Annotated in this window: 11 protein-coding genes; 1 reads left to right on the top strand and 10 read right to left on the bottom strand. The window is 60.5% G+C overall.

Annotated features, from left to right (window positions below):
* Positions 1-84: 84 nt before the first annotated feature.
* The 3 genes from D8U71_RS08525 to D8U71_RS08515 are packed head-to-tail and all read right to left on the bottom strand — an operon-like array spanning position 85 to position 5308.
* A complete protein-coding gene (locus D8U71_RS08525; RefSeq protein ID WP_016772213.1) occupies positions 85-3147 on the bottom strand; it encodes an efflux RND transporter permease subunit in 3063 nt (1020 codons plus the stop codon).
* On the bottom strand, positions 3144-4208 hold the full coding sequence (locus tag D8U71_RS08520) for an efflux RND transporter periplasmic adaptor subunit (RefSeq protein ID WP_130887590.1): 1065 nt from the start codon (positions 4206-4208) through the stop codon (positions 3144-3146). Before D8U71_RS08520 ends, D8U71_RS08525 begins: the two co-directional genes overlap by 4 nt.
* Positions 4205-5308: an efflux RND transporter periplasmic adaptor subunit gene (locus D8U71_RS08515; protein ID WP_024011162.1), complete on the bottom strand. Its 1104-nt coding sequence runs from the start codon at positions 5306-5308 to the stop codon at positions 4205-4207. The genes D8U71_RS08520 and D8U71_RS08515 overlap by 4 nt, the downstream gene beginning before the upstream one ends.
* A gap of 146 nt (positions 5309-5454) precedes the next feature.
* Here D8U71_RS08515 and D8U71_RS08510 point away from each other — a divergent pair, with 146 nt between their 5' ends.
* Positions 5455-6615, top strand: coding sequence for an AAA family ATPase (locus D8U71_RS08510; protein ID WP_016772216.1), 1161 nt, complete (start codon positions 5455-5457; stop codon positions 6613-6615).
* Between the two features lie 118 nt (positions 6616-6733).
* On the opposite strand, the gene D8U71_RS08505 is transcribed toward D8U71_RS08510, so the two are convergent.
* The 7 genes from D8U71_RS08505 to D8U71_RS08475 all read right to left on the bottom strand — a co-directional run bounded on the left by D8U71_RS08505 (position 6734) and on the right by D8U71_RS08475 (position 12882).
* Positions 6734-7606 (bottom strand): transporter substrate-binding domain-containing protein, encoded by an 873-nt coding sequence (locus tag D8U71_RS08505; protein ID WP_130887589.1) that lies wholly within the window; start codon positions 7604-7606, stop codon positions 6734-6736.
* A complete protein-coding gene (locus D8U71_RS08500; RefSeq protein ID WP_130887588.1) occupies positions 7603-8385 on the bottom strand; it encodes an amino acid ABC transporter ATP-binding protein in 783 nt (260 codons plus the stop codon). Before D8U71_RS08500 ends, D8U71_RS08505 begins: the two co-directional genes overlap by 4 nt.
* On the bottom strand, positions 8382-9041 hold the full coding sequence (locus tag D8U71_RS08495; protein ID WP_130887587.1) for an amino acid ABC transporter permease: 660 nt from the start codon (positions 9039-9041) through the stop codon (positions 8382-8384). The genes D8U71_RS08500 and D8U71_RS08495 overlap by 4 nt, the downstream gene beginning before the upstream one ends.
* Positions 9022-9687 carry an amino acid ABC transporter permease gene (locus tag D8U71_RS08490; RefSeq protein ID WP_016772220.1) on the bottom strand — a complete coding sequence of 222 codons (666 nt, stop codon included), beginning with the start codon at positions 9685-9687 and terminating at the stop codon, positions 9022-9024. Before D8U71_RS08490 ends, D8U71_RS08495 begins: the two co-directional genes overlap by 20 nt.
* A 664-nt stretch (positions 9688-10351) precedes the next feature.
* The gene (locus D8U71_RS08485) at positions 10352-11149 is read right to left on the bottom strand and encodes a MetQ/NlpA family ABC transporter substrate-binding protein (RefSeq protein ID WP_016772222.1); all 798 of its coding nucleotides are present in this window, start codon (positions 11147-11149) and stop codon (positions 10352-10354) included.
* A 167-nt stretch (positions 11150-11316) separates the two neighbouring features.
* Positions 11317-12249 (bottom strand): sigma 54-interacting transcriptional regulator, encoded by a 933-nt coding sequence (locus tag D8U71_RS08480; RefSeq protein WP_130887586.1) that lies wholly within the window; start codon positions 12247-12249, stop codon positions 11317-11319.
* A gap of 51 nt (positions 12250-12300) precedes the next feature.
* Positions 12301-12882 carry an alpha/beta hydrolase gene (locus D8U71_RS08475; RefSeq protein ID WP_007918704.1) on the bottom strand — a complete coding sequence of 194 codons (582 nt, stop codon included), beginning with the start codon at positions 12880-12882 and terminating at the stop codon, positions 12301-12303.
* Positions 12883-13137 lie beyond the last annotated feature (255 nt).

Genomic DNA, 13137 nt, shown 5'->3' with positions numbered 1-13137 from the left:
GTCCCTCTTCGAATGAAGAAGGGACGTTAGCGCAGTCCGCTCACCCTGTAAGTCAGACCTTTCCCAAAGATCGCAGGGGCTAGCTCACTGCGCCGGCTTTTCATCCTTCTGCGGTTCGCGAATCTTGTACCAGGCCACATACAGCGCCGGCAGAAACAACAGCGTCAGCAGCGTCGCCACGACGATGCCACCAATCATTGCGTAAGCCATCGGCCCCCAGAACACTTCGCGGGCGATCGGGATCATGCCCATGCTCGCTGCCGCTGCGGTCAGCAGGATCGGCCGGCGCCGGTGTTCGGTGGCTTCGACCACGGCGTCCCACGGCGCATAGCCTTTCTGCTCGAACTCATCGATCTGCGTCACCAGAATCACCGAGTTGCGGATGATGATGCCGATCAGCGCGAGAATCCCGAGGATCGCCACGAAGCCCATCGGCGTGCCGGTCGGCACCAGCGCCAGGACCACACCAATCAACCCCAGCGGCGCGACACTGGCGACCAGGAACATCTTCTGCACGCTGTGCAATTGGATCATCAGGAACGTCGCCATGAGGAACAGCATCAGCGGCAGCACCTTGGCAATCGGCCCCTGGGCCTTGCCGCTTTCCTCGACCGTACCGCCGGTAGCGACTTTGTAGCCGACCGGCAGTTTCGAGGCAAAAGCATCGATCGACGGCTTGAGCAGTTTCACCAGATCGGTCGGCTGAATCTCGTCGCGCACCGAGGCCTTGATGGTGATGGTCGGCAAGCGGTCGCGACGCCAGACTAGCGGTTGTTCCAGTTCATAGCGCACGGTGGCGAACGCCAGCAGCGGAATCGAGGTGCCGCTCGGCGTGACGATCTGCAGGTTCTGCAGGGTTTCCGGCGTGCCGCGTTCGGAATCCACAGCGCGACCGACCACGTTGATCAGGTAGATGTCGTCATTGACCTGGGTCAACGGCGAGCCGCTGACAATGCTGTTCATCAGGTTGGCCACATCTTCTGAGGACAGCCCGAGTTGCCGCGCCTTGTCCTGGGCGATGTCGATGCGCAGGACTTTGCCCGGCTCGTTCCAGTCGTAGATGATCTCGCCGATGTGCGGGTTCTTGTCCAGTTCAGTGGCCAGGTCGATGGCATGTTTGCGCACCTGATCGACATCTTTGCCGCTGACTCGATACTGAATCGGACGCCCCACCGGCGGGCCCATTTCCAGAGCCTGCACGTAGCTGCCGATGCCGACGAAGTCTTTGTGCAGCCGCTCACGCAAGCGCTGGCTGAGTGCCTCGCGGGCTTCGAAGTCCTTGCTGACGATCACCAGCTGCGCGTAGTACGGGTTCTGCAATTGCTGATCAAGGGGCAGGTAGAAACGGATCGCGCCCTGACCGATGTAAGTGCTCCAGCGCACGATGTCCGGGTCGCCCTTGAGCGTCGCTTCGAGCTTGTCCACCGCTTTGCGGGTTTCGTCGATCGAGGCGTTTTGCGGCAGGTTCAGGTCGACGAGAATTTCCGGGCGGTCGGAAGCGGGGAAGAACTGGTTCTGCACGAAGCGCATGCAGAACACCGCCAGCACGAACAACAGCACGGTGACGCCGATCGCCCACCAACGATTGCGCATGGCCCACAACAGACCACCGTTGAAGGCGCGACCGACGCGACCCGGCTCGGCATCGTGGGCCTTCACCTTGTCGCTGAGAATGTGCACGCCGATCACCGGCGCGAAGAACACCGCGACCACCCACGACACGATCATCGCCACCGCGATCACCGCGAACAGTGTGAAGGTATATTCACCCGCCGAACTGGCGTTGAGGCCGATGGGCACGAAACCGGCGACAGTCACCAGCGTACCGGTAAGCATCGGGAATGCGGTCGAGGTGTAGGCGAACGTCGCCGCCTGCTCCTTGCTCTCGCCCATTTCCAGCCGCGTAACCATCATCTCCACGGTGATCATCGCATCGTCCACCAGCAGGCCGAGGGCGATGATCAGCGCGCCGAGGGAAATCCGCTGCATAGTGATGCCGCTGTATTCCATGAACACGAAGACCATGGCCAGCACCAGCGGAATCGAGCAGGCCACCACCAGACCGGCGCGCACGCCGAGGCTGATGAAACTCACCACCAGCACGATGATGACCGCTTCGAACAGCGCGCTGGTGAAACCGCCGACGGCCTCTTCCACCACCACCGCCTGATCGGAAACGGTGTGCACGCCGACGCCGACCGGCAAGTCAGCGGTGAGCTGGTCGATGCGCTCGTGCAGCGCCTTACCGAATTCCTGAACGTTGCCGCCCTTCTGCATGGCAATCGCCAGGCCGATCGCCGGTTTTCCGTCGAAGCGGAATTCCGGTGTCGCCGGATCGACGTAGCCACGGCTGATCTCGGCGATGTCGGCCAGACGATAGAAGCGATCGTTGAGTTTGAGATTGACCTCGGCCAGATCCTTCTCCGACTCGAACTGGCCCGAGGTGCGCACGGAGATCCGCTCCGGCCCCGCCTCGATCACCCCGGCCGGAGTCACTGCGTTCTGCGATTGCAGGCTCTGCACCACTTGGCGCTGGTCGATACCCAGTGCGGCGAGTTTGCGCGTGGAGAAGTTCAGGTAAATCGTTTCGTCCTGCTGGCCGACCATTTCGATCTTGCCCAGCCCCGGCACGCTGCGAATTTCGGCGCGCGCCTGTTCCACGTAATCGCGCAACTGGCGCATGGTCAGGCCGTCGGCGGTGAAGGCGTAGACCGAGCCGTACACGTCACCGAACTCATCGTTGAACCCCGGCCCCTGAATGCCCTGGGGAAACTGGCCGCGAATGTCGTCGATCTTCTTGCGCACCTGGTACCAGATTTGCGGGATGTCCTCAGCGCTGGTGGTGTCGCGCAGGTACACGTACACCGTCGATTCGCCGGGGCGGGTGTAGCTTTTCACATAGTCGAGAGAATCGAGCTCTTCGAGTTTTTTCTCGATGCGGTCGGTGACCTGCTTGAGGGTTTCTTCCTGGGTCGCGCCGGGCCATTTGGTCTGGATCACCATGGTCTTGATGGTGAAGGACGGGTCTTCTTCGCGGCCGAGATTGAAGTACGAGAACACCCCCATCAGCAGCCCGACGAACATCAGGTACCACACGAAAGACTGGTGCTTGAGGGCCCATTCGGAGAGGTTGAAAGAGCCTTTCATTGACTGTCCTCGTCAAGTTTTACCGATTGTCCGGGTTTGAGACTGTTGACGCCGGCGCTGACCACGCGCTCGCCATTCTGCACGCCACCGGCCAGCACCACGCTGTTGTCGCCACGGCTGACCACGCTGACGTCGCGCGGGTTGACGGTTTTGTCCTGCGTGTCGATCACCCAGATGCGGGTTTTACCGTCTGCTTCCTGCAACGCCGTCAGCGGCAGTTCGATGCGCGGCTTGATCGCCGAGCTGAGGGTCACGCTGATCGCGGTGCCGAGGCGGAAACCGTCCGGCGTTTCCGACAGGGTCAGGCGTGCGCGGCGGGTGCGCGTGGCGCTTTGTGCCTGGGGCTCGATCTCGCGGATGATCGCCGTGGTGTTGATGCTCGGGTCGAGCTGCGCAGCCACCGAGAACACCACGTCGCTGGGCAACTGATCGACCAGGGTATCGGGCAGGTCGATCACCGCTTCCTTGATGTCCGGTTGTGCCAGCGTCACCACTTGTTGCCCGGCAGTTACCACTTGCCCGGCTTCGGCGTTCCACGCGGTGACCACGGCTTTGTGATCGGAGCGCAGCTCGGTGTAGCTCAGTTGATCCTTGCTCTGGCTGACCGCCGCCCGAGCCTGATCAAGCGAGGCCTGAGTGGTTTTCAGATCGGTATTGGCGACGTCCAGTTGCGCCTGCGCACCGACGCCGCGATCGAACAGCGCTTGCTGACGACGTGCATTGGCCTGGGCGTTGATCAGTTGCGCCTGGATTCTCGCCAGATCGCCCTGCGCCGAACGTAACTGGTTCTGCTGGTCGGATGGGTCGAGAGTGGCGAGCAAGGTGCCCTTCTGCACCTCGGCGCCGACATCGACGTTGCGGCTGGCGATGCGCCCACCGACGCGGAAACCGGTGTTGCTCTCATAACGCGCCTGAATGCTGCCGGCAAAGCGTCCGAGGCTTTCTTCGTTGAGGGCTTTGACCGTGACCGACAGCACCGGACGTACCGGTTCCGGCGGGGTTTCCTTTTCCGAGCAGGCGCCCAGCAGCAACGCCATGCACAACAGGCCGAAGCGCTTCATGGCTGCGCTCCCGGTTGCAGATCCTTGTAGGTGTTTTCGGCAATCTCGACTTTCATGCCGGGGTGCAACAGTTGCCCGCCGGCGACAATGACTTTCTCGCCGCCCTTGAGGCCTTCGCTGATGATCACTTTGCCGGTCAGGTAACGGCCGACCGTGACCGTGTGCAGTTGCGCTTCACCCTTGTCATCGACCAGCCATACCGCCGGGTCGCTGATGTTTTTCGTCAGCGCCGACCAGGGCAGTTCCACCGCCGATTTGCCGGTGCCCTTGGCGGTGGCACTGACCACCGAACCGAGCTGCATGCCCGGCGGCAGCTTGTCGAGGCTGACCTTGACCTGCACGGTGCCCGATTGCGCCGACACCGATGGCGTGATCTCACGCACGGTACCGGTGGTTTTGATCTCGGGGTTGTCGAGCAGGCTGACCACGATCGAGCGATCGGACGGCCGCTCGGCCAGCAGCGATTCGTAGACATTGAACACCGCGTCGCGGTCGCCATCGCGGGCGAGGCTGAAAATCGGCGCGGTGGCCTGCACCACTTGGCCGACTTCGGCCTGGCGCTCGGTGATCACCCCGGGTGCATCGGCGATCAGTGCGGTGTAGCTGAGCTGGTCCTTGGCGTTGGCCAGCTGCGCCTGCGCCGCGCTCAATGCGCTCTGACTGCTGCGCAGCGCGGCTTGTGCCGAATCGTATTCGCTCTGGCTGGTGTAGCCCTTGGGCAGGAGTTTTTGCTGACGCACGAAAGCGGCTGCCGCTTGCTTCACGCGGGCCTGTTCGGCGACGACCTGGGCCTGAGCGGAATCGACGTTGGTCTGCAGATCTTTCGGATCAAGTTTGGCCAGCACCTGCTTGGCCGTGACGCGGTCGCCGACATCGACCATGCGCTGGATGATCTTGCCGCCGACGCGGAATGACAACTGGGTCTGCACCCGCGCCTGCACATCACCGGTGAGGGTCACCGCGGCGGCGTAGTTGGCCGGTTCGACCTCTTGCACAAAGACCCGTGGCAAGTATTCCTGAGCAGGTTTCTTGTCGCCGCATGCGGTGAGCAACGCCATGGCGCTCACGGCCATCAGCACTTTCAATCCGGGACCCGCCATGCACACTCCTTGGCCTTAAATGCTGCTGTCGAGACGATACGACTTCAGAGCTTAGAACAGGGTTCCACGGTTGCGGGCGCCAACACCAGATTTATCTCATTAAAGGTATGCTGCCCGCGTATCGCAGTGACCCGGAGAAGGATTTCATGCTCAACACCCTGGCGGTGGCCAATTACCGCTCGATCAACAAACTGGTGATTCCGCTCGGGCGCCTGAACCTGATTACCGGGCCCAACGGCAGCGGCAAGTCCAACCTCTATCGCGCCTTGCGCCTGCTGGCGGAAACCGCCCAGGGCGGCGTGGTCAATGCGCTGGCGCGTGAAGGCGGGCTGGACTCGACGTTCTGGGCCGGACCGGAAACCATCAGTCGACGCATGCGCAACGGTGAGGTAGCGATCGAGCCGACGGTGCGCCACGGCGTGAAAAGGTTGCGACTGGGATTCGCCGGCGAGGATTTCAGCTACGCCATCGGCCTGGGCCTGCCGGAGCCAAGCACTTCATGCTTTGCCCTCGACCCGGAGATCAAGCGTGAGTGCATCTGGGCCGGCCCGGTGTTTCGCCCGGCGAGCCTGCTGGTCGATCGCAACGGTCCGATGATCCGCGCCCGCGAAGGTCGCGCCTGGGATGTGCTGGCGCAACACACGCCGAACTTCGACAGCCTGTTCGACCAGGTCGGCAATCTGCGCAGCTCGCCAGAAGTATTCCAGATGCGCGAATTCATCCGCCGCTGGCGCTTTTATGATCACTTTCGCAGCGATGCCGACGCGCCGGTGCGTCAGCCGCAACTGGGCACTCGCACGCCGGTGCTGCACCACGACGGCCGCGATCTGGCGGCGGCCTTGCAGACGATTATCGAGATTGGCGATCCGCAGGCGTTAACAGCGGCGATCAGCGATGCGTTTCCCGGCGCGCGACTGAAAATCGCGCCGTTGGCCGGTGGACGCTTCGCTATCGAGTTTTATCAGGAAGGCTTGTTGCGGCCATTGTCGGCGGCGGAATTGTCAGACGGAACCTTGCGCTATCTGCTGCTGGTTGCGGCGTTGCTGACACCGCGACCGCCGACACTAATGGTGCTCAACGAACCGGAAACCAGCCTGCACCCGGACCTGCTGCCGGCGCTGGCAAGGCTGATCATTCGCGCTTCGGAGCAGTGTCAGGTGTGGGTGGTGTCACATGCACGGCGACTGATCTCGGCGTTGCAGGAAGACCCGGAATGCAATTGCATCGTGCTGGAGAAGACGCTGGGACAGACCGGGATTGTCGGGCAGCGGGTGCTGGATGAGCCGGCGTGGCATTGGCCAGACTAGCCCATTCGATCGTTCCCACGCTCTGCGTGGGAATGCAGCCCGTGACGCTCTGCGTCACTGGACGCGGAGCGTCCCTGGAGGCATTCCCACGCAGAGCGTTGGAACGATCAACAGGCAATCACCCCTGCCACTTGCCCCCTTCAACAATCACACTCTCGGGCCGGGTGTCATCACTCAGTTCTTTGCGCACATATTGGTCATACAGCTTGAGCAGGTACTTCTCCTCGCCCAATTTGGCCAATTCGCTGTTGACCCAATCACGCAACTCGAGATTGCCCTTTTTCACTGCCGGCGCAATCGGCGCCTCGGCTCCGAGCTTTTCCTCGAGCACGCGATACCCCGGGTTCTGCTTGGCCCAGCTGAACAGCACCAGATTGTCCTGCGCATAGGCATCGCCACGACCATTGGCCAGGGCTTGCAGCGACTCGGAGTTTTTCTCGAACTTGAGCAGTTTCCAGTCCGGGTGGTTCTTGGTCAGCCAGATATCCGCGGTGGTGCCGGTGGTGACAATCGTGGTGCGCGTCGCCAGATCATCCAGTTTTTTCACTGAACTGCCCTGCGGCGCCAGCGCCTGCACGGCCACCTTGAGGTTCGGGTTGGTGAATTCCACCGCTTCCTTGCGTTCCGGGGTGACGGTCATGTTGGCGAGGATCAGGTCGACCTTGTCGCTCTGCAAAAATGGAATGCGACTGGCCGGCTCGACGGCGACGAACTCGACCTTGTTTTCGTCGCCGAGCAGATCCTTGGCGAAGCGCCGGCCAATGTCGGTGTCGAAGCCGACGTAGCGCCCGGCCTCATCGACGAAACCGCACGGGGGCTTGTCGGTAAATACACCAACGATCAATTTGTCGCGGGCCTTGATCTTGTCCAGATAACCGGCCGGCGCGGCGCTTTCGCTGGCGACTTTCGGCTTTGGTGGCTCTTCGGTCTTACCGCAACCGGCAAGCAAGGCGAGGCTGAGCAGGGGCAGTAACAAAGCGGCAGTTTTCATAGCAGTTCCAGTTCCTTTTTCGGATTCGTTTCTGGCGATGTGGCAACGAAGGAGAACTTCTCAAGAAACTGCTGCGCGCGTGCGGTTTGCGGGTTCGTAAAGAAAATCTCGGGGGGGGATTGTTCGAGGATGCGCCCGGCATCCATGAACACGATGCGGTCGGCCACCGCGCGGGCGAAGGCCATTTCGTGAGTGACGATCAGCAGGGTCATGCCTTCGCGAGCCAGACCCTGAATGACTTGCAGCACTTCCTTGACCATTTCCGGGTCGAGGGCGGCGGTGACTTCGTCGAAGAGCATGACCCGTGGATTCATGCACAGCGAGCGAACAATGGCGATGCGTTGCTGCTGGCCGCCGGAGAGCTGACGCGGGAAAGCATCGCGCTTGTCCAGCAGGCCGACACGCTCAAGCAAGGCTTCGGCCTGCTGCTGCGCTTCGCGACGCTGACGCTTCTGCACCTTGAGCGGGCCGAGCAGCAGATTGTCGAGCACGCTCTTATGCGGGAACAGGTGATAACTCTGGAACACCATGCCGATCTGCTGGCGAATTTCGCGCCAGTCAGTGGCCTTGTCCAACAGCTCTCGGTCGAGGAATTTCAGGCTGCCGCTGTGGGCCTCTTCCAGACCATTGAGGCACCGCAGCAAAGTACTTTTGCCGCAACCGCTGGGTCCGAGAATGACCACCACTTCGCCGCTCTGCACTTGCAGGTCGATGCCATCGAGCACCTGCTGCGCGCCATAGAATTTGTTGAACCCGTGATACTCGATCAGTGCGCTCATACTTGCGTCCAGCGCCGCTCCAGCACGCGCGAAGCGGCCGAGAGCGGGTAGCAGATGAAAAAGAAAAACAGGAACAGCGCACCGTAAATCAGTACCGATTCGTAGGTGCGCTCGATGATCTGCTGACCGACCTTGATCACATCTACGACGCCGATCAGGACCGCCAGGGAACTGGTCTTGATGATCCGCGTATAAACATTGATGGTCGGCGGCGTCATGCGCTTGAGCGCTTGCGGCAGCAGCACGTAGCCATAGAGTTGGGCCGCATTGAGGCCGATCGACAGCCCCGCTTCACGCTGTCCGCGCGGCAACGAATGCAGCGCACCGCGCGCTACCTCGCCAACTTCGCTGGCGCCCCACAGCGACAGCACCAGCACCGCGCACCAGAAGCTCGGCAGGCTCAGACCGAAGAAAATCGGCAGACCGAAGAACAGCAGATACAACCAGACCAGCACCGGAATTGCCCGGAACAGCTCCAGATAGATACGCAAAACCGCGTTCAACCACGTTACGTTCAAAGTGCGCAGAACACCGTAGAGCACACCGCCGATCGTGCTGATGGCGATGCTCAGAAACGAGATCGACAACGTTTGCCCGGCGCCTTTTGCCAGTTGCGGCAACGACACCCACAGCAGTTCAAGACCCGAACTGGCCATGCTGGAGCCTCCTTTCCAGACGGCTGAGCAACAGCGACAGCGGCAAGAACAGCAGCACGCAGATCAGCGTCAGCACGGCGAGCATTTCGTAGGTTTTGTAGTAGAGCGCGATGTAGCTTTTGGTGGTGTAGAGGATTTCCGGCACCGCTACCGCCGAGACCACGGTGGTTTCCTTGAGCAGGAAGATGAAATTGGCGAACAGCGACGGCAAGCTGAGGATCCCCGCCTGCGGCAGGATCACATAGCGCAGCAACTGGCCGTGGGACAGGCCAATCGACCGCCCGGATTCCAGTTGCGCCTGGGGCACCGCATCGATGCCGGCGCGCAGCACTTCGGTGAGGTAGGCGCCACCAAGGAAGGTCATGGTGATGATTGCCGCAGTGAAACCGGAAACCTGGATCCCCACCGCCGGCAACGCGAAGTAGACGAAGAACAGCTGAATCAGCAACGGCGTGTTGCGCGCCAGCTCTACGTAGAGGCCGACCAGTTTTTGCAGGTATGGCGTGCGAAACACCAGAATCGTCGCGTTGAGCAGCGCCACCAACAGCGAAGTGGCGATCGCAATCAAACCGACCTGCAGAGTCACGCCGACGGCTTTGAGAAAAGCCGGCAGAGTGCTGAGGATAAAGGCGTAGTCGAAAGTCATGAAGCGTCCTGACGCTGCTTGGTAAGCGGCGATGATGCAATCCATGGACGGCGGATGGCCGTCCGGCAGGCACTGACTTTATAGGTATAAAAACCATAATTTAAATACCTTTAAAGCATATTGATATCACCCAAAAAACTATCCTGTGGGTTTGCCGGGAAGGAATAAGACGGCTATTTTTCTTTGCGCTGTAGGACGGATCTTTTTTCCACGAAAGACCTCCAAGGAACCACAGCTTTTGGCCAGACTCTCCGGCCCATTCACCACAAGGAAGAACAACATGGACGTAAAAGTGCCGCAGCGGCTGGATCCGCAGGACATCGTGAAATTGCTGGTGGCGTTGAGACGGGCGTTGAAGACCACAGCGTAAATCAAAAGCCCCTCACCCCAGCCCTCTCCCGGAGGGAGAGGGGGCCGACCGAGGTGTCTCGCGTTGTACATCGACCTGGAAGATCTTGGCGATTATGGCTTGGCTGGGCTTCAGCGATGCTGGATTCAGAGCGATACGTTCAGGTCGGCGTATCTCTCGAATATCCCCGTATCGGTTCCCTCTCCCTCTGGGAGAGGGTTAGGGTGAGGGGCTTTTTAACGCACACACAAAAACGCCGATGACCATCAAGGCCATCGGCGTTTTTGCATCTGAAGCAGATTCACTCAAGTCAGATCAGAACGCCGGCAACACCGCGCCGCTGTACTTCTTCTCGATGAACGCTTTGACTTCCGGGCTGGTCAGGGCCTTGGCCAGTTTCTGGATCGCGTCGCTGTTCTTGTTGTCCTCACGGGCAACCAGGAAGTTCACGTACGGCGAGTCAGCACCTTCGATCACCAGCGCGTCTTTCTGCGGATTCAGCTTGGCTTCCAGCGCGTAGTTGGTGTTGATCATGTCCAGATCAACTTCCTTCAGCACGCGCGGCAGCAGGGCCGATTCCAGTTCCTTGAACTTGAAGTTGTGCGGGTTCTTGGCGATGTCTTTCGGCGTTGCCAGAGCGTTTTTCGGATCTTTCAGTTCAATCAGGCCGGCCTTCTGCAGCAGGATCAGGGCGCGGCCGCTGTTGCTGCCTTCGTTGGGGATGGCGATGGTCGCGCCGTCCGGCAGTTCAGCCAGGGTCTTGTACTTGCTCGAGTAGCCACCGAACGGTTCAACGTGAACGCCCTGCACGGTCACCAGGTACTTGGATTTGTCATCCTTGTATTTACCCTGGTTGAAGCTGTTCAGGTACGGCAGGGTCTGGAAGTAGTTGGCGTCCAGACGCTTCTCGCCGACCTGTACGTTCGGTTGCACATAGTCGGTGAAAACCTTGATTTCCAGATCCACGCCCTCTTTGGCCAGGGTCGGTTTGATCAGCTCAAGGATTTCAGCGTGGGGCACCGGCGTTGCGGCAACTACCAGTTTCTCGCCGGCGTTGGCGAAAGAAGCCGTCAGAGCAGCCGCCAATGCGGTAAACAACAGAACCTTTTTCATGCAGTGTCCTTATCGAAAATCACGGTCGTCATCGACGACGGCATTTAATACGTGTGCCAGTGAAGTGATATCGCTGGCGTGAGGCGGACAATACCCGGATTTTTTATTCCCGGACAATAACGTTTATTCAGCTTCATATTCCATTTTGTTCATGTTGAAGAAAACGCTCACACCGCCTCGCTCAAGCGAATCAGCCAGTCTTTCAAGGCCTTACGCTCTGCACTGCTACCACCTATATGGGTCTGCCTGACCAGATGTTCGATCTGAACCTGCGGCGCAGACGCGTCAGGCAGGTTCAGATGTTCCGGCAGGATTTCGTCGCCGGTGCTGACCAGCAGGGCAAAGTGGATGACGTTTTCCAGTTCGCGAGTGTTGCCCGGCCAGCTGTGTTGTTCGAGCACATGTTGCGCGGCTTCGCTGATCAGCGGCACGGGCAAGTCGAGACGCTGGCTGTAGATGCCAAGGAAATACTCGGCCAGCGAGAGGATGTCGCCGGTGCGCGCGCGCAACGCCGGCAGCTCCAGATGACCCTCGCTGAGGTAGTGATAGAGCCGCTCGTGGAATTTTCCGGCGTCCACGGCCTGGGCCAGATCGATGCTGGTCGCCGCAACCAGGCGCACATCCACCGGGCTCGGCTGATGCGCACCGACGCGGGTGACTTCGTGGTTTTCCAATGCCGCGAGCAACTTGATCTGGATTGGCAGCGGCAGATCGCCGATTTCATCCAGGTACAAGGTGCCGCCGTTGGCCGAACCGAACCAGCCGGCGCGGCTGCTGGCCGAACCGCTGTAGCTGCCGGCGGCGTAGCCGAACAGTTCGGCGTCGGCGTAGGTCGGGCTGATCGCGCCGCAGTTCACCGAAACGAACAGCCCGCTGCGATCACTGGCGCGGTGGATATGCCGGGCGAGCAGCTCTTTACCGGTGCCAGTCTCACCGCGAATCAACACTGAAATCGCACATGGAGCCAGCTGCTCCAACTCCTCGCGCAATTGCCGCGAACGCGGGTCGACAAACACCAGCGCCTTGGCGCGAATGCTCAGGGGGCTTTTTTCCGCATCGGGAAAGGTCAGCAAGGGCTGACCGAAGGTTTCCAAACTCATGGCAGGCTCCCGCCCAAAACCGCCAGCCGACGGGGGCGTTGAATAGTAAGGTCAGGCGCGACGGCGGGCGTGATGTTCCAGACGGTTTTGCAGGCGATACAGATAGGCAAACCCCTGCTCCCAACGCTGATGCCCGGACTTGACGTTGATGTGCCCGGCCCCGGCGAGAATCCCCGCCTCCGCGCCCCAGTTGCGCGCCAGTTCCAATGCGCGCGGCGCACTGACGGCGGCGTCGTTGTCGGAGCTGACGACCTGACTGGGAAACGGCAAAAGATCGGTCGGAATCGGTGCGAAGTTGCGCAGTGCCGGCGCACAGGCTGGACGCTCGACATCGGCGGGCGCAACCAGCAATGCCCCGCGCACCTGACGCAGGTATTGCAACGGCGCTGTCGCCGCCCAGTGGGCAACGGTGATGCAACCGAGGCTGTGAGCGATGAGAATGACCGGCGTGCTGTCGGCGGCAATCGCTTCGGCCAGCGCGGCGACCCAGTCCTCACGGCGCGGCGTCAGCCAATCGGCCTGCTCGACCCGCGCGCTGTTTGGCAGGCTGTTCTGCCAATGGCTTTGCCAATGATCTTCTGGCGATCCTTGCCAGCCCGGCACAATCAGGTAGCGGATTGATTCGTTGCGCATGGGGAGCTCTCCTGCGTCGTGTCTGTTCCGGGTCGAGTATAGGGAGCGGAGTTATATTGGTTAAGGAATAAGAAGCTATTTATTAAGACCTGTATCGAATATGTGATTTGTGTAGGGCATAAGATTCCTCCCCCTCACCCCAACCCTCTCCCCCAAGGGGGCGAGGGGGGAAAGGGAGCCGATCTTCAGGTTCTTCAAATCTTGAGTTCGATTGGATTTCTCATATCGATGTATAGCCGCCAGACACCCCGGTCA

The sequence above is a fragment of the Pseudomonas sp. Sample_21 genome (assembly GCF_004307525.1).
Taxonomy (GTDB): domain Bacteria; phylum Pseudomonadota; class Gammaproteobacteria; order Pseudomonadales; family Pseudomonadaceae; genus Aquipseudomonas; species Aquipseudomonas atacamensis.
This window is presented reverse-complemented; position numbering and strand designations above follow the sequence as displayed.